At 71.0% G+C, this 18,391-nt stretch carries 10 protein-coding genes and 12 pseudogenes; 17 read left to right on the forward strand and 5 right to left on the reverse strand.

Annotated features, from left to right (window positions below):
* Positions 1–4: 4 nt before the first annotated feature.
* A pseudogene (locus PV963_RS00820) lies at positions 5–785 on the forward strand (SigB/SigF/SigG family RNA polymerase sigma factor).
* Between the two features lie 30 nt (positions 786–815).
* Here the strand turns inward: PV963_RS00820 and PV963_RS00825 are convergent.
* A complete protein-coding gene (locus tag PV963_RS00825; RefSeq protein ID WP_274813706.1) occupies positions 816–1,136 on the reverse strand; it encodes an ANTAR domain-containing protein in 321 nt (106 codons plus the stop codon).
* A gap of 252 nt (positions 1,137–1,388) precedes the next feature.
* Between PV963_RS00825 and PV963_RS00830 the strand changes: the two are divergent.
* Positions 1,389–2,179, forward strand: a pseudogene (locus tag PV963_RS00830) (VOC family protein).
* A 42-nt stretch (positions 2,180–2,221) separates the two neighbouring features.
* Here PV963_RS00830 and glgX read toward each other — a convergent pair.
* A pseudogene (gene glgX, locus PV963_RS00835) lies at positions 2,222–4,361 on the reverse strand (glycogen debranching protein GlgX).
* Positions 4,358–4,867: pseudogene (locus tag PV963_RS00840) on the reverse strand (pep a2). Before PV963_RS00840 ends, glgX begins: the two co-directional pseudogenes overlap by 4 nt.
* Before the next feature lie 358 nt (positions 4,868–5,225).
* Between PV963_RS00840 and PV963_RS00845 the strand changes: the two are divergent.
* The 12 genes and pseudogenes from PV963_RS00845 to PV963_RS43810 all read left to right on the forward strand — a co-directional run bounded on the left by PV963_RS00845 (position 5,226) and on the right by PV963_RS43810 (position 14,064).
* Positions 5,226–5,573 (forward strand): DUF5133 domain-containing protein, encoded by a 348-nt coding sequence (locus PV963_RS00845; protein ID WP_274813707.1) that lies wholly within the window; start codon positions 5,226–5,228, stop codon positions 5,571–5,573.
* Positions 5,574–5,643: 70 nt separating this feature from the next.
* Positions 5,644–6,167: pseudogene (locus PV963_RS43765) on the forward strand (maltotransferase domain-containing protein); the annotation flags it as partial.
* Between the two features lie 1,192 nt (positions 6,168–7,359).
* The gene (locus PV963_RS43770) at positions 7,360–7,635 is read left to right on the forward strand and encodes a hypothetical protein (RefSeq protein WP_425541005.1); all 276 of its coding nucleotides are present in this window, start codon (positions 7,360–7,362) and stop codon (positions 7,633–7,635) included.
* Positions 7,632–8,566 (forward strand): annotated as a pseudogene (locus tag PV963_RS43775) (alpha-amylase family glycosyl hydrolase); the annotation flags it as partial. The gene PV963_RS43770 and the pseudogene PV963_RS43775, both read left to right, overlap by 4 nt.
* 451 nt (positions 8,567–9,017) lie before the next feature.
* Positions 9,018–9,335: an alpha-glucosidase C-terminal domain-containing protein gene (locus PV963_RS43780; protein ID WP_425540857.1), complete on the forward strand. Its 318-nt coding sequence runs from the start codon at positions 9,018–9,020 to the stop codon at positions 9,333–9,335.
* Positions 9,336–9,413: 78 nt separating this feature from the next.
* Positions 9,414–9,713, forward strand: a pseudogene (locus PV963_RS43785) (maltokinase N-terminal cap-like domain-containing protein); the annotation flags it as partial.
* A 109-nt stretch (positions 9,714–9,822) separates the two neighbouring features.
* Positions 9,823–10,233: a hypothetical protein gene (locus PV963_RS43790; RefSeq protein WP_425541056.1), complete on the forward strand. Its 411-nt coding sequence runs from the start codon at positions 9,823–9,825 to the stop codon at positions 10,231–10,233.
* Positions 10,230–10,736: a hypothetical protein gene (locus PV963_RS43795; protein WP_425540858.1), complete on the forward strand. Its 507-nt coding sequence runs from the start codon at positions 10,230–10,232 to the stop codon at positions 10,734–10,736. The genes PV963_RS43790 and PV963_RS43795 overlap by 4 nt, the downstream gene beginning before the upstream one ends.
* A gap of 4 nt (positions 10,737–10,740) precedes the next feature.
* Positions 10,741–12,932 (forward strand): annotated as a pseudogene (glgB, locus tag PV963_RS00865) (1,4-alpha-glucan branching protein GlgB).
* Positions 12,933–13,059: 127 nt separating this feature from the next.
* Positions 13,060–13,440: pseudogene (locus PV963_RS43800) on the forward strand (glutamate-cysteine ligase family protein); the annotation flags it as partial.
* On the forward strand, positions 13,359–13,628 hold the full coding sequence (locus PV963_RS43805; RefSeq protein WP_425541006.1) for a glutamate-cysteine ligase family protein: 270 nt from the start codon (positions 13,359–13,361) through the stop codon (positions 13,626–13,628). The pseudogene PV963_RS43800 and the gene PV963_RS43805, both read left to right, overlap by 82 nt.
* Before the next feature lie 94 nt (positions 13,629–13,722).
* Positions 13,723–14,064: a hypothetical protein gene (locus PV963_RS43810; protein ID WP_425541057.1), complete on the forward strand. Its 342-nt coding sequence runs from the start codon at positions 13,723–13,725 to the stop codon at positions 14,062–14,064.
* Positions 14,065–14,185: 121 nt separating this feature from the next.
* Here PV963_RS43810 and PV963_RS00875 read toward each other — a convergent pair.
* Positions 14,186–14,415: pseudogene (locus tag PV963_RS00875) on the reverse strand (DUF6480 family protein).
* A gap of 151 nt (positions 14,416–14,566) precedes the next feature.
* On the opposite strand from PV963_RS00875, the pseudogene PV963_RS00880 reads away from it, so the two are divergent.
* Both PV963_RS00880 and PV963_RS00885 read left to right on the forward strand, forming a co-directional pair.
* Positions 14,567–16,463: pseudogene (locus PV963_RS00880) on the forward strand (AMP-dependent synthetase/ligase).
* Positions 16,464–16,578: 115 nt separating this feature from the next.
* Positions 16,579–17,012 (forward strand): annotated as a pseudogene (locus tag PV963_RS00885) (ATP-binding protein).
* 52 nt (positions 17,013–17,064) lie between these two features.
* Here the strand turns inward: PV963_RS00885 and PV963_RS00890 are convergent.
* Positions 17,065–17,436: a PRC-barrel domain containing protein gene (locus tag PV963_RS00890; RefSeq protein WP_274813708.1), complete on the reverse strand. Its 372-nt coding sequence runs from the start codon at positions 17,434–17,436 to the stop codon at positions 17,065–17,067.
* Between the two features lie 337 nt (positions 17,437–17,773).
* Here PV963_RS00890 and PV963_RS00895 point away from each other — a divergent pair, with 337 nt between their 5' ends.
* The gene (locus PV963_RS00895; protein WP_274813710.1) at positions 17,774–18,175 is read left to right on the forward strand and encodes an STAS domain-containing protein; all 402 of its coding nucleotides are present in this window, start codon (positions 17,774–17,776) and stop codon (positions 18,173–18,175) included.
* The last annotated feature ends 216 nt before the right edge of the window (positions 18,176–18,391 follow it).

The raw sequence follows: 18,391 nt of genomic DNA on the forward strand, positions 1-18,391 counted from the left end.
CACCATGCGTATCGCCGGCAGCACCAGACCGCACCCCCACGACGACGCCCCCGACACCGCCGCGGCCTTCGAACGTCTCGTGCGGCTGCCCGAGGGGCCCGAGCGCAAGGCCCTACGTGACGAACTGGTCGAGGCCTGGCTGCCCATGGCCGAGCGGATCGCCGTCCGCTTCCGAGGCCGTGGCGAGGCCCTGGAGGACCTCTACCAGGTGGCGGCCCTCGGTCTCGTCAAGGCCGTCGACCACTACGACCCGGCGCGCGGCAACGCCTTCGAGGCCTACGCCGTGCCGACGGTCACCGGCGAGATCAAGCGCCACTTCCGCGACCACATGTGGACGCTGCACGTCCCCCGCCGGGTCCAGGACCTGCGCAACCGCGTGCGGCACGCCGCCAAGGAGCTGTCGCAGACGACCCCCGGCCGCTGCCCCACGGTCGCCGAGATCGCCGAGTACGCCCACCTCACCGAGGGCGAGGTGCGCACCGGCATGGAGGCCCTGGAGTGCTTCTCCGCCCTGTCGCTGGAGGCGGAGATGCCCGGCACGGACGGCTACGCCCTCGGGGACGCGATCGGGGCCGGACCCGGCCTTCGATCGTCGTCAACCGCGTGGCCGTCAAGCCCTGCCTTCAGGCGCTGCCGGAGCGCGAGCGGATCATCCTCTACCTGCGGTTCTTCAAGCGCAAAGCCGCATCGCGGAGCAGCTCGGCATCTCGCAGATGCACGTCTCCCGGCTGCTCAGCAGCTGCTTCGCCCATCTGCGTGAGGAGCTGCTCACCGAGGCCAGATGAACGCGCAACCCCACGCGCCGCCGGGGCGGATCACTGCTCCGGCGGCGCTTCGGGGATCTGGGTCGGTCCGGCGCGGTCGAGGGCGTCCTCCAGCTCGGCCCGTATCTCCCGGGGCATCACACCGGTGCGTCCCCACACGAGGATCAGTTCCGCGACGTTGCGCAGCTTGATGTTGGTGTGCTGGGAGACCTCCTTCAGCACGGCCCAGCCCTGGTCGGGCGAGATCCGGCCGAGCACGACGATCATCCCGATCGCCTGGTCCACGACCGCGTGGGAGACGACCGCCTCCTTCAGTTGCCGGACTTCTTCCTGCAACTCGAAGATCCGCTCCGAGCCCCCGTCCGTGGGCATGGTCACCTCCGGGTCCGGTGCGCCGCTGTCCTCATGGCCTCGTGTGGTGCTTGAGTGCCTTGACGCAGTGTCCGACGCCTCCATCGTCGTCACTCGGCCCGCCCGGTGCCACCGGGGCGGTCCAGGCCGGTCCACCACACCGTTTCGGTGCCGTCGCCGGGGTACTCGGCAGGCGCCCACGGGGGTTCCGGTTGGACACTGGTGTCATTCCTCCGGTGGCTGCCAGGCCGACGAGATCAGGACGCGACTGCCATGAACCACGACACCCCACCCCCTCCGGTACAAAGGACGTCGTCTCTTCGCACTCCGTGTTCGGCGCACCGTGCTGGGTGAGTCTGACCAGCAGGGACGTCAAGGCGACCGAGGAGTTCTACGGGGCCGTGCTGGGCTGGCAGTGGCGGCCGGCCAAGCTCGGCGACCGGTTCCGGATCGCGCTGGCGGACGGCTCGCCGGTGGCCGGGATCGCGGGGGTGGCCACCATGTGGCAGATGGCGGTGGCGTGGACGCCCTACTTCGCGGTGCGGAGCGCGGACGACGCCGTGGCCCGGGTCCAGGAACGCATGGGCACGGTCGCCGTCGGGCCGATCTCGCTGCCGCCGGGGCGGGCGGCGCTGCTGGCCGACCGGGACGGGGCGACCTTCGGCATCTGGGAGGGCGACCTGTTCACCGACTGGGAGACCTGGCGCAACGCGCAGCCGGCCTTCATCACACTGCACACCCGTGACGCCTTCGACGCCGCCATCTTCTACGGCGAGGTCCTCGACTGGGCGTCGGAGAGTCCCGGCTGCTGCGAGGTGCACTACGAGGGCGGGGAGGTCGTGCTGCGCAGCCGCGGTGACGTCGTGGCACGGATCGAGTCCGGGGCGCTGGAGGCGGCCCCCGACCCGACGAGGCAGGTCCACTTCACCGTCGACGACGTCGAGGCCTGCACCCGGGCCGCGGAACTGCACGGCGGCAGCGTGCTGTCCAAGGGCACAGACGAGGCCGTGCTGCGCGATCACGACGGCGCGCAGTTCACGGTGACGGCGCGCCGGGGGCGGTGACTCGGGCGCGGACGTCCATGACAGGATCCGCCGCCCCCGTCATCATCCCGCCTCGTCGCGCGCACGCCGGGAGGGCCGGGACAGCAGGACCATGCTGCGGGACCCCACCGTCAGGGCCGTGCCCGCCTTGTGTTCCGATTCGTCGGGGATGCCCTCCGCGTCGGCGGTGTCGATCAGAGCCGTCCAGCGTTCGCCGTAGGTGGCGTCCGGGAGGCGGAAGTCGACCGGCTCCCAGTGGCTGTTGAGCAGCAGCAGGAACGAGTCGTCGACGACGGGACGGCCGCACGGGTCGGGTTCGGCGATAGGAAGACGCCGACGCAGTGCGCGTCGCCGCGATCCCAGTCGTCGTCGTCATCTCCTGGGCGTCGGGTGCCAGCCACACCAGGTCGGGCAGCGGCTGGTCCGCGCGGGTCAGGGTCTCGCCGAGGAAGAAGCGGCGCCGGCGCAGCACGGGTGCCCGGTGCGCAGCCGGATGACGTACCGGGTGAACTCCAGCAGGTCGCGCTGTTCCCCGGTGAGCCGCCAGTCGATCCAGGAGATCTCGTTGTCCTGGCAGTAGGCGTTGTTGTTGCCGCGCTGGGTGCGCCCCAGTTCGTCGCCGTGGCAGAGCATCGGGATGCCCTGGGAGAGCAGCAGCGTGGCGAGGAGGTTGCGCTGCTGGCGGGCGCGCAGCTCCACCACGGCCGGGTCGCGGGTCGCGCCCTCGGCGCCGCAGTTCCAGGACCGGTTGGTGCTCTCGCCGTCCTGGTTGTCCTCGCCGTTGGCCTCGTTGTGTTTGTCGTTGTAGGAGACGAGGTCGCGCAGGGTGAATCCGTCGTGCGCGGTGACGAAGTTGACGCTGGCGCGGGGCCGGCGCCTGCTGTGCGCGTACAGGTCGGAGGAGCCGGTCAGCCGGGAGGCGAACTCGCCGAGCGTGTGGTCCTCGCCGCGCCAGAAGTCGCGCACCGCGTCGCGGTACATGCCGTTCCACTCCGACCACAGCGGCGGGAAGTTGCCCACCTGGTAGCCGCCCTCGCCGACGTCCCACGGCTCCGCGATCAGCTTGACGCGGCTGATCACCGGGTCCTGCTGGATCAGGTCGAAGAACGCCGACAGCCGGTCCACCTCGTGGAACTGCCGGGCGAGGGTGGCCGCGAGGTCGAAACGGAAGCCGTCGACATGCATCTCGGTGACCCAGTACCGCAGCGAGTCCATGATCAGCTGGAGCACGTAGGGGTGGCGCATCAGCAGGCTGTTGCCGGTGCCGGTGGTGTCGTAGTAGTGCTCCCAGTCGCCGTCGACCAGGCGGTAGTACGAGGAGTTGTCGATACCGCGGAAGGACAGCGTGGGGCCCTTCTCGTTGCCCTCGGCGTGTGGTTGTAGACCACGTCGAGGATCACCTCGAGCCCGGCCGCGTGCAGGGTCTTCACCATCGACTTGAACTCGGCGACCTGCTGGCCGCGGGTGCCGTGGGCGGCGTAGCCGTTGTGCGGGGCGAAGAAGCCGATGGTGTTGTAGCCCCAGTAGTTGGCCAGGCCGCGGTCGTGCAGCACGCCGTCGTGGACGAACTGGTGCACCGGCATCAGCTCCACCGCCGTGACGCCCAGCGAGGTGAGGTGCCCGACGGCCGCGGGGTGGGCGAGCCCGGCGTAGGTGCCGCGCAGTTCGGCGGGGATCTCGGGATGGGTGCGGGTCAGGCCCTTGACGTGCGCCTCGTAGATCACCGTGTCGGCGTAGGGCCGGCAGGGCCGGGTGTCGTCGCCCCAGTCGAAGGCCGGGTCGGTCACCACACCGAGCAAGGTGTGCCCGGCGCTGTCGGCCGGGTCGGGGCCGTCCGGGTTGCGTTCGTAGAGCGAGGGGTGGTTGTCGATCTGCCCGTCGACCGCGCGTGCGTAGGGTCCAGGAGCAGCTTCGCCGGGTTGCAGCGGTGGCCGGCGGCCGGGGCCCACGGCCCGTGCACGCGGTAGCCGTAGCGCTGGCCGGGGCCGACGCCGGGGAGGTAGCCGTGCCAGACGAAGCCGTCGACCTCGGTCAGCGGCACATGGGCGTGGGTGCCGTCCTCGTCGACGAGGACCAGCTCGACGCGTTCGGCCACCTCGCTGAAGAGCGCGAAGTTGGTGCCCTCCCCGTCGTACTCGGCGCCCAGCGGGTAGGGGCGCCCGCTCCACGCGGACACCCCTTTCCGGGTCTGCCGGCGGGTCACCGGGCCTCCTCCAGGACCTCGCCCGGCGTACTGGCGGGGCCGGCCAGCTGCGCGACGCGCACCTCGCGGGCACCTCGAGGCCCTCCCGCTCCCGCGGGCGGGCGCGGTCGGCACGAGCGGGACGCGTTCGCCGGCCCGGGCGCGCTGCGAGAACCAGATGACCTTGCTGCCGGTCTCGGTGGCGCAGCAGCCCCAGCCGTCGCTCATCGCCGCGAGGTGCTCCAGGCAGCCACGCAGCTCCTGGTCCGGGCGCAGGGCGCGGTCGTTGTCCCCGATGGCGGTGATCAGGTGCTGGCCGTTCCACCACATCTCGATCGACGTGTTCTTGTCCGTGGCGTGTTCGTCGATGGCCTTGAGCAGCATCTCGGCGCCGCCGCAGACGGGCTGGACCAGGTTGTCCAGGTCCCAGAACCTCAGGTGAGCGGCCAGAATGCGGCTGACCTGTCCACCCGTTCCGGGCTGACTTCCACGTCGAGGTGGTAGTAGCAGGGCACTGCGGTCTTCATCGGTTGGCTCCTCACCGCGAAGCTCAGCTCCTCCTCGCTCCGCGGTCCTGCGGGACGAGCCCGAACACGGAACGTGAGCGCGTATCGCTTCTGAGTCACACTCAGCCTGAGGGTGCTAGCCCGTTCGTGCAACACGAGCGCACAGTTGAGGCGCATGAACGCCAAGCGAGCACGCCGGATGGCCCTCGCGGCTCAGCCGAGCCGCTATTTGGTTGAGGATCCAACAAGACGCTGCGTCGTCACCCGTGCACCATGTGTGAAGAACTCGATCGCCGTTACGGGTCCGTGCCGCTGTGGCACGGCCGCCGTCCGACCGTCGGGAGACCGTGCCCCTCGAGCCCGAAAGGTGATCGGCGCCATGCTGCTACCCGCCAAAGCCGAAGTCGCCCGGCAGTTGCGGCGTTACCGGGCCTGGGAACGCGTCATGCTCGCGGCACCGAACGACCGCACGGTACGGGCCACGTTCGAGGACTCGGGCTACACGCTCTGCGTGCTGATGGGCAAGCGCTGCGCGCGGGAGGCGGCGGACGCGGCCGAGCGGTATCTGCGCACCAACCAGGTCGCCTGTTCGCAGGAACAGCAGGTGACCTATCTGCAGGAACAGCAGGTCACCTGTCTGCAGGAGCAGAACGAACGGCCCCGTCCGGCCGCCGCGGTCCGGCGAAGACCGCCGGCGGCGGAGCGGCGCTCTCCTGCGGGACGGTAGCAGCCGCGCAGATCTCGTCCCCTGAACCGGGCCCCTGGCCCGGCTTTCGAGCACGGTGGAGGTGAGGACCATGAGTAGGACCCGGGCCATCGGCCGTATCCCGGTACGGGACGTCCGCCCGGCCGTGGAGAGCGGCAACCGGCCGGCCAAGGCGGTCGTGGGAGAGACGTTCGAGGTCACCGCCACCGTGTTCCGGGAGGGACACGACGCGGTCGCCGCCAATGTCGTCCTGAAGGACCCCGAGGGCCGCCCCGGGCCGTGGACGCCGATGCGTGAGCTGGCCCCGGGCAGCGACCGCTGGGGCGCCGAGGTCACCGCGGACGCCGTCGGCCGCTGGACGTACCGGGTGGAGGCCTGGAGCGACCCGGTGGCCACCTGGCGCCACACGGCGGGCATAAAAGTGCCGGCCGGCATCGACCCCGGCCTGGTCCTCGAAGAGGGCGCCGAACTCTACGAGCGAGCGGCGGCCGGCGTTCCCAGGGAAGCCGGCCGCGATGTGCTGCTCGACGCCGCCGAGGCACTGCGCGACGACTCGCTGCCCCCGGCGCGCGGCTGGCGGCGGCTCTGACGCCTGAGGTGGACGAGGTCCTGGCCCGGCATCCGCTGCGGGACCTGGTCACCACCTCCGAGCCGCTGCCCCTCCTGGTCGAGCGGGAGCGGGCTCTGTACGGCTCCTGGTACGAGTTCTTCCCCGCTCCGAGGGCACCCGGCAGCAGCCCCACGGCACCTTCCGCACCGCCGCCCGCAGGCTGCCGGCGATCGCGGCGATGGGCTTCGACGTGGTCTACCTGCCCCCGGTCCACCCCATCGGCACCACCTTCCGCAAGGGGAAGAACAACACCCTCTCCCCCGGCCCCGACGACGTCGGCGTGCCCTGGGCGATCGGCTCCCCGAGGGCGGCCACGACGCCGTCCACCCCGCCCTGGGCACCCTGGAGGACTTCACCTGGTTCGTCGAGCAGGCCGGAGTCTGGGGATGGAGGTCGCCCTGGACTTCGCCCTGCAGTGCTCCCCGGACCATCCCTGGGTGCACAAGCACCCCGAGTGGTTCCACCACCGCCCCGACGGCACCATCGCCTACGCGGAGAACCCGCCGAAGAAGTACCAGGACATCTACCCCATCGCCTTCGACGCCGACATGGACGGCCTGATAGCCGAGACCTGCCGGGTGCTGCGGCACTGGATGGACTGCGGCGTGCGGATCTTCCGGGTGGACAATCCGCACACCAAGCCGGTCGTCTTCTGGGAGCGGGTCATCGCGGACATCAACCGCACCGACCCCGATGTGATCTTCCTGGCCGAGGCGTTCACCCGCCCGGCGATGATGCACACCCTGGCGCAGATCGGCTTCCAGCAGTCCTACACGTACTTCACCTGGCGCAACACCAAGGAAGAGCTGACCGAGTACCTCACGGAGCTGTCGGGTGAGGCGGCCTCCTACATGCGGCCGAACTTCTTCGCCAATACCCCGACATCCTGCACGCCTACCCCAGCACGGCGGCCGGCCCGCCTTCGAGGTCCGGGCCGTCCTGGCGGCCACCCTCTCGCCGGCCTGGGGCATCTACTCCGGCTACGAGCTGTGCGAGAACACCCCCTCAGGGAGGGCAGCGAGGAGTACCTCGACTCGGAGAAGTACCAGCTCAGGCACCGCGACTGGGAGGCCGCCGAACGCGAGGGCCGCACCATCACACCGCTGCTGACCAGGCTCAACACCATCCGCCGGGAACACCCCGCGCTGCACCCGGCTCAGGAACCTCCGCTTCCACCACACCGACAACGACGCGCTCATCGCGTACAGCAAGCGCACCGGATCCGACGTCGTCCTGGTGGTCGCCAACCTCGACCCGCACCACCCCCAGGAGGCCACGGTCTCGTTGGACATGCCGCAACTCGGCCTGGACTGGCACGAGTCGGTGCCGGTGCGTGACGAGCTCACCGGCGAGACCTACCACTGGAGCAGGAACAACTACGTGCGCCTGGAGCCGGGGCGGGCTCCCGCGCACGTCTTCCACGCCCAGCCGCCGCCCGCCGCGCCAGGGAACGGAGGGGTAGGAACGTCATGACCGTGAACGAGCCCGTGCTGGACACCTTCGAGGACACCCCCGTCAGGGACCGGGACCCGGAGTGGTTCAAGCGCGCCGTCTTCTACGAGGTACTCGTCCGCTCGTTCCAGGACAGCGACGGCGACGGCGTCGGTGACCTGAAGGGCCTGACCGCCAAGCTCGACTACCTGCAGTGGCTCGGCGTCGACTGCCTGTGGCTGCCGCCCTTCTTCAAATCGCCCCTGCGCGACGGCGGCTACGACGTCTCCGACTACACGGCCGTGCTGCCGGAGTTCGGCGACCTGGCCGACTTCGTGGAGTTCGTCGACGCCGCCCACCAGCGCGGCATGCGCGTGATCATCGACTTCGTCATGAACCACACAGCGACCAGCACCCGTGGTTCCAGGAGTCGCGCAAGGATCCCGACGGTCCCTACGGCGACTACTACATGTGGGCCGACGACGACAAGGGCTACCCGGACGCCCGGATCATCTTCGTCGACACCGAGACGTCGAACTGGACGTTCGACCCGGTGCGCGGCCAGTACTTCTTCCACCGCTTCTTCTCCCACCAGCCGGACCTCAACTACGAGAACCCGCGCGTCCAGGAGGAGATCCTGGCCGCGCTGAAGTTCTGGCTGGACCTCGGTATCGACGGCTTCCGGCTGGACGCGGTGCCGTATCTGTACGCGGCCGAGGACACCAACTGCGAGAACCTGCCCGCCACCCACGCGTTCCTCAAGCGCGTCCGCCGCGAGATCGACGCGCAGTATCCCGACACGGTGCTGCTGGCGGAGGCCAACCAGTGGCCGGAGGACGTCGTCGACTACTTCGGCGACTACGCGACCGGCGGCGACGAGTGCCACATGGCCTTCCACTTCCCGGTCATGCCGCGCATCTTCATGGCGGTGCGGCGCGAGTCCCGCTATCCGGTCTCGGAAATCCTGGCCAAGACCCCGGCCATCCCCTCGGGCTGCCAGTGGGGCATGTTCCTGCGCAACCACGACGAACTGACGCTCGAGATGGTCACCGACGAAGAGCGCGACTACATGTGGGCCGAGTACGCCAAGGATCCCCGCATGCGCGCCAACATCGGCATCCGCAGGCGGCTGGCTCCCCTGCTGGACAACGACCGGCACACCATCGAGCTGTTCACCGCGCTGCTGCTGGCCCTGCCCGGCTCGCCGATCCGAGATCGGCATGGGCGACAACATCTGGCTCGGCGACCGCGACGCCGTGCGCACACCGATGCAGTGGACCCCGGACCGCAACGCCGGGTTCTCCACCTGCGACCCGGGCCGCCTCTACCTGCCGGCGATCATGGACCCGGTCTACGGCCACCAGGTCACCAACGTCGAGGCGTCGATGTCGTCGCCGTCGTCGCTGCTGCACTGGACCCGCCGCATGATCGAGATCCGCAAGCAGAACCCGGCCTTCGGCCTCGGTTCCTACACCGAACTGTCCTCCTCCAACCCCGCGGTGCTGGCGTTCCTGCGGGAGTACGAGGACGACCTGGTGCTGTGCGTGAACAACTTCGCGCGGTTCCCAGCCCACCGAACTCGACCTGCGGGAGTTCGCCGGGCGCCATCCGGTCGAGCTGTTCGGCGGGGTCCGCTTCCCGCGATCGGTGAACTGCCGTATCTGCTGACCCTCGGGGGCCACGGCGCTTCTACTGGTTCCGGCTCACTCGAGTCGCATCCCGCATCGGCCAGGGGACTGTGAGCACGCGCCGACGAAAGGAGGCGGACCATGCCGAAGACCGCATCCCTCCGCCCGAGTCTCACGCGCCTGGCCGAACCCATGGAGTCGCTCGGCGGGCTGCTGCGCGACTGGCTGCCCCGGCAGCGCTGGTTCGCGGGCAAGGACCGGCCCGTCACGGAGCTCGGCCTGCTGTCGATGACCGAGCTGTACCGGGCTGTCTGCACCTGCTGGTCCACGCCGGTCACGCCGGTCACACGGGCGTGCCGTCCCCGGGCGGTGCTCTCCCGGCCGGCGACTGCTACCAGCTCCTGCTCGGCGTACGGGAGCACCCCGTCACCGCGCCTCGGACGGGCGCTCATCGGACGGGTGCAGGACGGGCCGCTGGCCGGTCTGACGGTCTACGACGCGCCCTGCACGACCCCCGATCTCGGCCCAGCTGCTCCTGGACCGGCTGCGCCACCCCGGCACCGCCGGGCCACTGCGGTTCGACTGCGACCCGGACCAGCCGGTGCCCGGCGGACTGGTGCCGCGGCTGCTGGACGCGGAGCAGTCCAACTCCTCGCTGGTGTACGGCGACGAGTACATCCTGAAGGTCTTCCGGCGCATCCAGCCGCGGCGTCAACCCCGACCTCTGGAGGTGCCGGGGGCGCTGGCCAGACAGGGCTGTCACCGCGTGCCCGCGCCCGTGGCCTTGGTTCCAGACGAGGATCCGTTCAAGGCCACCCTCGGCGTGCTCCAGCCGTATCTGCGGGACGCCTCCGACGGCTGGACGCTGGCGCTGCACGCCCTGGCCGCCGGTGACGACTTCACCGCCCAGGCGCGGGCGCTCGGCGCGGCCACGGCGGAGGTGCACCTCGCCCTCGCCTCGGCCTTCCGGTCGGCGAGCCCGGGGAGAACGGGCGCACCGCGACCGCGATGACCGAGCGGCTGGCCGCCGCAGCGCACTGCGTGCCCGCGCTCCAGCCGTACGTGCCGGGCCTGCGGTCCGCGTTCGCCGCCCTCACCACCTGCGACGCCGGGCCGCCGGCCCAGCGCATCCACGGCGACCTGCACCTGGGGCAGGTGCTGCGGGCCGGACGCGAGTGGTTCGTCATCGACTTCGAGGGCGAGCGTCCCGGCCGCTCTCCGAACGGCGCAGCGCCACTCCCCCGTGCGGGACATCCGCCGGATGCTGCGCTCCTTCGACTACGCCGCCCGGCAGCGCCGCCCTGGCGCCCGCAGTGGGCGCGACGCTGTCGCGAGGCCTACTGCGCGGGCTATGCCGCCCGCGCCGGCTGGGACCCGCGCAAGAAGCACGGACTGCTCCGGGCCTACGAGACGGACCGGGCCGTGTACGAGGTGCTGTACGAGGCACGGCACCGCCCCGACTGGCTGCCTGTACCGATGGCGGCGATCGAGCGCCTCGCTGTGAAGGGAGACTGAGCCGTTGGCCCTGCGTGACACCTCAATCCCGGAGCGTCCGGCCCGGTCCCGGGCGCGACCGCGCCCGCCCTGAGCCCTCAGGACCGCGGCGCCTGCTGGCGGGCGCCCACCACGATCCGCACGCGCTGCTGGGCGCCCACCCGGTCCCCGGCGGGATCGCGTTCCGGGCGCTGCGCCCCTTCGCCCGCTCCGTGAGCGTGGTGACCGGCGGCAAGCGCACCCCGCTCGTCTCGGAGGGCGACGGCCTGTTCTCCGGCGTGCTGCCGCTGGCGGAGATCCCCGCGTACACGCTGCACGTGGCGTACGAGGGCGGTGAGCAGGAGGTGCACGACCCGTACCGGTTCCTGCCCGCGCTCGGCGAGCTCGACCTGCACCTGATCCGCGAGGCCGGCACGAGCAGCTGTGGCAGGCGCTCGGCGCGCACCCGATGACCCACGAGGGCGTGGCCGGCACCCGGTTCACGGTGTGGGCGCCGAACGCGCAGGGCGTGCGGGTGGCCGCGGACTTCACCTACTGGGACGGGACACAGTTCCCGATGCGCTCGCTCGGCGCGTCCGGCGTGTGGGAGCTTTCCTGCCGGGCGTCGGCGAGGGCACGGCGTACAAGTTCGAGATCCACTCCCGGTACGGCCACCGCTTCCTCAAGGCGGACCCGATGGCCCGCCGCACCGAGGAGCCGCCCAACACGGCGTCGATTCGTGACGGCTTCGCACTACGAGTGGCGACGCTCAGTGGATGGCGCACCGCGCGGACACGCCGGTGCACGAGGCGCCGTTCTCCGTGTACGAGGTGCATCTGCCGTCCTGGCGCCCGGGGCTGGACTACCGGCAGCTCGCCGAGGAACTCCCGGCGTACGTCACGGCTTCACGCACGTGGAGCTGATGCCGGTCGCCGAGCCCCTTCCACGGTTCCTGGGGCTACCAGGTAACCGGCTTCTACGCGCCGACCGCGCGCCTCGGGACCCCGGACGACTTCCGCTACTTCGTCGACGCCTGCCACCGGGCGGGCATCGGCGTGATCATGGACTGGGTGCCGGCGCACTTCCCGAAGGACGACTGGGCGCTGGCCCGGTTCGACGGTGATCCGCTGTACGAGCCCGGGGACGACCGGCGCGCAGACCACCCCGACTGGGGCACGTACGAGTTCGACTTCGCCCGCACCGAGGTGCGCAACTTCCTCGTGGCGAACGCGGTGTACTGGTGCGAGGAGTTCCACATCGACGGTCTGCGCGTGGACGCGGTCGCCTCCATGCTCTACCTGGACTACTCGCGCGAGGACGGTCAGTGGGAGCCCAACGCCTACGGCGGCCGGGAGGACCTGGCGGCCATGGCGTTCCTGCAGGAGATGAACGCGACCGTGTACCGGCGTGCCCCGGGCGTGGTGACGATCGCGGAGGAGTCCACCGCCTGGGGCGGGGTGACGCAGCCCACCGACAGCGGCGGGCTCGGTTTCGGCCTGAAGTGGAACATGGCTGGATGCACGACTCGCTGGAGTACCTCTCCCACGAGCCGGTGCACCGCAAGTACCACCACCACGAGATGACCTTCTCGATGGTGTACGCCTACAGCGAGAACTACGTCCTGCCGATCTCCCACGACGAGGTCGTGCACGGCAAGCAGGCGCTGGTGTCGAAGGCGCCGGGCGACTGGTGGCAGCGACGCGCGAACGTCCGCGCCTACCTCGGCTTCATGTGGAGCCACCCGGGCAAGCAGCTGCTGTTCATGGGGCAGGAGTTCGCGCAGGGAGCCGAGTGGTCGGTGGAGCACGGGCCGGAGTGGTGGCTGCTCGACGACGGCTACCACTCGGCGGGCGATCACCAGGGCGTGCGGGACCTGGTCCGTGACCTGAACACGGCGTACCGGGCCACGCCCGCGCTGTGGCAGTGCGACACCCGCCCGGAGGGCTTCCGGTGGGTGGCGGTGGACTCGGCCGACGACAACGTCTTCGCGTTCCTGAGGTACGACGTCGAGGGCAGGCCGCTGCTGGCGGTGTCGAACTTCTCCCCGGTCGTCCGGCACGACTACGGCCTGTGGGTCCGGGCGACGCCGTCGCCTGGCGGGAGACCCTCAACACCGACGACCCGCGCTACGGGGGCAGCGGCGTCACCAACCCGGATCCGGTCAAGCCGGAGGACGGCTGTGTCCGGATCACGCTGCCGCCGCTGGCCACCGTGTGGCTGACGCCGTTCGCTCCGTGAGGTCCCGCGGCCGCACCAGGTGTCCGACCCGCCCGTGAGGGGCACTGGGTGTCGTACCACCGGAAACGCCCGGTGGTCGACGCGGCAGGGTCACAGAAGGGCGGGCATCAGGGTGCGCACCGTCGGAGTGGAGGAGGAGCTCCTCCTGGTCGACCCGGAGACCGGGGACCCGCGGGCGCTGTCCGCGGCAGTGCTCCCGGGCCGCGCAGGACGACGCGGACGGGGACGTCTTCGAGAAGGAACTCCACGAGCAGATGCTGGAGTTCGCCACGCATCGCAGTCGTCCATGGAGAGCCTGCGCGCGGAGATCGTCCGCTGCCGCAAGGAGGCGGCCCGGCACGCCGGGAGATCGGCTGCACGGTCGCGGCGCTCGCCACCTCGCCGCTGCCGGTCAGCCCCGCGGTCGGCGTCAATCGCCCGGTACCAGTGGATGGCCGAGCAGTACGGCATCGCCACCCGGGAGCAGCTCGTCCTGGGCTGCCACGTGCACGTGTCCGTCGAGTCCGACGAGGAGGGCGTCGCGGTCATCGACCGGGTGCGGCCCTGGCTCCAGGTTCTGACGGCGCTCAGTGTGCGAACTCGCCGTTCTGGCAGGGCAAGGACACCGGGTACAGCAGCTACCGCAGCCGGGTGTGGCTGCGCTGGCCGTCGGCCGGCCGACCGAGATCTTCGGCTCCGAGCGGTACCACCGGCTGATCGCGGACATGGTGGCCACCGGCGCGCTCCTCGACGACGGGATGATCTACTTCGACGCGCGGCTGTCCCAGCGGTATCCGACGTGGAGGTCCGGGTGTCGGACGTCTGTCTGCACTCCGCCACGGCCGCGCTGGTCGCCACGCTCGTCCGCGGGCTGGTCGAGACCGCCGCACGCGAGTGGCGGGCCGGCCGGGAACCGCTCGGCCACAGTGTCAGCCTGCTGCGGCTGGCCGACTGGCTGGCCGCCCGGTCCGGGCTCTCGGGTGAGCTGCTGCACCCCGCGACCATGCGGCGCTTGCCCGCCGAGGCGGTCGTCCGTGCCCTGCTGGACCATGTCGGGGAGGCGCTCGCGGACACCGGTGACCTGGAGCGGGCCCGGGCGCCTGCGAGGAGCTGCTGCGGGACGGCAACGGCGCACAGGTGCAGCGCGCGCTGATGGAGCGCACGGGGAGCCTGCGGGACGTCGTCACCGAAGTGCGTCCGCCACACACAGCGTGAGGGCGTCCCGCCTTCTTCCGGAGACGGGCTCAGAGGATCGGAACTCGCAGGCTCGGACCTCAGAGGATCAGGACGAGGGCGTAGGCCAGGAAGAACGCCGCGATCAGCACACGAGGCGATGATCACGGCCATCGGAGCCTTGGCCCAGCCCTGGGCGGGTTGTGCGTCTCCCGGGGCCCCGCCTCGGGCAGGCTGCTCTCCGCGGGCGGGTCTCGCCCGGCGGTACGCCGCCGCCCGGTTCCAGGCCGGAGGTGCGTTCGGGTTCGGGATCGGGACTGATGTGACTCATGCCGTCCGGGTCCCCCGATCACGCCGAGATCATCAGCGGGACGACTTCCGTATTTCCCGACCCCTGAGGGTCCCGGCTCGACTACATTCGAGCCCCGCCGATGACGCTACCCGTCGGCAATGTCACACCCCGTACACGTCAGGAGCAGTGCATGCGCGACCTCGCCCTCGCTCCACCGGCCGTCTCGCCCCTGACCGGCGGGCTCGCCGACAGCGTTTTCGAGACGGCGGAGCGCGAACCCACCCGGCCGGTGCTCGCCCGCCGCGCCGACCCGGCCTCCGCGTCCTGGGAGGAGGTGACGGCGGTCGAGCTGCGCGACGAGGTGGTGGACATCGCCAAGGGGCTGATCGCCTCCGGGATAACGCCGGGGCACCGCGTGGCGATCATGGCGCGCACCCGGTACGAGTGGACGGTCCTGTGCTACGCGCTGTGGGCCGTGGGTGCCGAGGTCGTCCCGGTCTATCCGACGTCGTCGCGCGACCAGGTCGAGTGGATCCTGCGGAAGGCCGGCTGTGTGGCCGTGGTGGTGGAGGACGAGCAGGGCGTCATGACCGTCGGATCGGTGTGTGCGTCGCTGCCGTTGCTGCGCCATGTATGGCAGCTGGACGCGGGCGCGCTGGAGGAACTGACGGTGCGCGGGGAGTTCGTGCCGCCGGCCACGGTCGACTCGATGCGCCGCATCGTGCTGCCGGACTCCACGGCCGTCGTCGCCTACACCTCCGGGACCCGCGGCCACGCCATGGGCTGCGCCCTCAGCCACCGCAACCTGGCCGCCCCCTGCGACACGCTGCTGGCGGGCTGGAGGCAGACGACGGCACCGCGCGGGGAGCAGGGCTCCGTGCTGGTGTTCCTGCCCTTCTCCCATGTGTACGGGCTGATGGTCCAGTGCCTGTGCGTGCGCGGCGGCCTGCTGATGGGGCACCAGGCGGAGCTGGGCGGCGAGGCACTGTCGTCTGCGCTGCGCTCCTTCAGGCCCACGTACTTCTACGCGGTCCCGTCGGTCTTCGAGAAGATCTACAAGAACTTCCTGCGCACGGCCCAGCAGGGGGGCCACGGCGGTCTGTTCGAGCGGGCCGCCGAGACGGCGCGGGACTTCGCCGCGGCCCTGGAACGCCAGCGGCTGGGCCGGGCCGCGGGCCCGGCTTAGATCTGCGGCTCCAGCACGCCCTGTACGAGCGCACGGTGTACCGCAGGCTGCGGGCCGCGCTGGGCGGCCGGGTGCAGCGGGGGACGTCCGGCGGCTCGCCCCTCAGCCGCGACCTGTCGCTGTTCTACGAGGGCATCGGCATCTACGTGCACGACGGGTACGGCCTGACGGAGACCGGCGGCGGAGTGACGATGCAGCCGCTGGGCCGGGAGAAGTCCGGGACCGTCGGGCAGGCGCTGCCGGGCACGGAGATCCGGGTGGCCGAGGACGGGGAGATCCTGGTGCGCGGCCCGTCGGTGTTCCAGGATACGTGGGTGACGAGGCCGCCACCCGGGCCGCGCTGCGCGGCGGCTGGCTGGCCACCGGGGACCTCGGGCAGCTGGACTCGGAGGGCTATCTGACGATCACCGGCCGCAAGAAGGACATCATCATCACCAGCAGCGGCAAGAGCGTCGCCCCGGCCGCCCTGGAGCAGCGGTTGCGGATGCACCCGCTCATCCACCAGGCGGTGGTCGTGGGCGACAACCAGCCCTGTGTCGGCGCCCTGATCACGCTGGACCCGGAGTTCCTGGCGCACTGGCGGGCGGCGCTGGCGCTGCAGGGCGAGATGCGGGAGGCGCGCGAGGAGAACGCGCTGCGGGAGGAGGTCGCGCGTGCCGTGGCCGCGGCCAACAGCTCCGTGTCGCGGTCGGAGTCGATCCGGGTGTTCCGGGTCCTGCCGGAGCCGTTCGACGTGGCCAACGGGCTGCTGACGCCCTCGATGAAGCTGTGCCGGGACGAGATCGTGCGGCGCTACGCGTCCGAGATCGACGCGATGTACCAGTCGCGCAGGCGTCCCGGGCGGCCGAGCATCCGGGACGAACCATCGAACTGGGACGACTCGGACAACGTGTTCCGCTGAGCGCGCAGCCGGACGCGTAGGCCTCGCCCCCTCGGGAACACGCAACAGTGGCGACGCATGAGAAAGGACGACAGCCCTGACGGCAGCCTTGCTGACGCCGGGCCGGAAAGGCGATATGTCAACCGAGCCGCGTGGGGATGACGCACTGACCTCCGAGGAGATTCCGAGCCGCACGAACAGCTTCGTGGGCGAGCCGCACGACGTGACGGGCGCGCGGCTGGCCGCGGAGGAGTTCCTGCGTGATCTGTCACGCTCCTCGCCGCCCTCTGCCCCGAGTACTGGGACGACATCCTGTTGGTGGTGACGGAACTGGCCGCCAACGCGGTCCAGTACGCCCCGGGTCCGTTCGCGCTGCGGATGCGCCGGACCTTCGACGGAGTGCATGTGGTCCTGCACGACACCAGCTCCACGGAACCGGCTCCGCGCCCGTTCGATCCGCGCAACGGGGGCGGCGGCATCGGCTGGCATCTGATCCACACCTTGTGCGACCAGGTCAGCGTGGTGAGCGACGAGCGCGGCAAGGACGTGCACGTGTTCCTGCCGTGGTGAGCCGGGAGCGTCACGGGCGCGGGCGCGGGCGCGCCCGTGACCGGCTCGGGGCTCAGGCCGAGGTCGTCGCGCGCGGGGGCAGCCGGTCGTAGTAGTCGCCCACGGCCGTGAGGTACTCCCGGTCCCGGGTCTCGCTGTCGGTCTGGAACCGGGGTGCCGCCTTGGCGTCTCCCCTGGTGCAGGCGAGGGTGACCCTCCGGCCCTGCGTGTCGATGCCGGTGACGACTCCGGCCGGCACCAGGACGCTGCGGCCGAACACCCAGACGCCGGTGTCGACGACCAGGTGCCGCATGCCGTGCGGGTCGGCCTCGCGGTCCACGTGCCCGATCGTGCCGTCGGTCGCGGCGACGGTGAAACCGGTCAGGTCCTGCCCCTCGACGTGACCGCTGTCCGGCGCGTACGACCAGATTCTGTCGATGGCCACGCTGCTCCATCCTCCTGACGGTGTGCGGATCGCGGAGCCCGGCGGACGGTTCCCGCCCGCCTCCTCCACAGCAGCAATTACCCTCCTGCCGCAAGCGCATTCGGCGCACACACGTGCCACCGTACGCCGTCGGCGGCGGGCATCGGCAAGGTTTCCGCCCGGGGCATGGAGGGTGGTTTCCGGGGTAATCGCGGGTGCGCGGTGGAAACGGAGCCCGGTAGCGAAGGGAGGCACATGAGAATCGGCAGCAGAGCCCGCACCACGACCGGCATCGCCCCGCACCGCGGTCATCCCCAGAGGTGACCTGCCCAGGCCGTAGCACTTGTTGGAGGTACCCGTGCCCCTCGCCCAGAACCCGCTGTCCGTGGAAGTCGAACTGCCCCGTCAGGACGTGGCCCTGATCACGGTCGACGGCTACCTGGACGTCGACACCGCGACCGAGTTCCAGGCCCATCTGGCCAACCAACTCCACCACGGCCGACGGCACTTCCTGCTCGACCTGTCGTCCGTCCCCTTCATGGACTCGTCCGGGATGAACATCATCCTGCGGGTGTACCAGGAGACCCGCAGGACCGCCGGCAGCGTGCACGTCATCAGCCCGACGCCGGCCGTGCGGCGCGTCCTCGACCTGACCGGCGTCAGCATCACGGTGCCGATATCGGAGAGCGTCGACGAGGCTCTGGCCCGCGCCGACGAAGTGCCGGACACCCCCGAGGAGCCGGGGGCACAGAGCGCCTGACGGGCCGGGTGCCCCTCGGGCACGGCTGCGGCGGGACCGGCGTCGCGGTGCCCTCGCTCCGCCCCGTCCGATCGGCGGTTCGTCCTTCGCGCGCCGGTGACGGCGATGGTCAACCCCCGTTCCCCTGAACCGGATCGCTTGCGCCGGATCCGGTGTCGTACGAGGTCGGCGCATGGTTAGAGTTGTCGCCCGGCAAGTGTCACAGCGCCGTCCCGT

The sequence above is a fragment of the Streptomyces coeruleorubidus genome (assembly GCF_028885415.1).
GTDB classification, from domain to species: Bacteria; Actinomycetota; Actinomycetes; order Streptomycetales; family Streptomycetaceae; genus Streptomyces; species Streptomyces coeruleorubidus_A.

Bases quoted from the DNA above. Each gene is read 5' to 3' on its own strand.
- PV963_RS43780 (WP_425540857.1), top strand. From the start codon at position 9,018: ATGATCGAGATCCGCAAGCAGAACCCGGCCTTCGGCCTCGGTTCCTAC.
- PV963_RS43795 (WP_425540858.1), top strand. From the start codon at position 10,230: ATGACCGAGCGGCTGGCCGCCGCAGCGCACTGCGTGCCCGCGCTCCAG.
- PV963_RS00845 (WP_274813707.1), top strand. From the start codon at position 5,226: ATGCTGCTACCCGCCAAAGCCGAAGTCGCCCGGCAGTTGCGGCGTTAC.
- PV963_RS00825 (WP_274813706.1), bottom strand. From the start codon at position 1,136: ATGCCCACGGACGGGGGCTCGGAGCGGATCTTCGAGTTGCAGGAAGAA.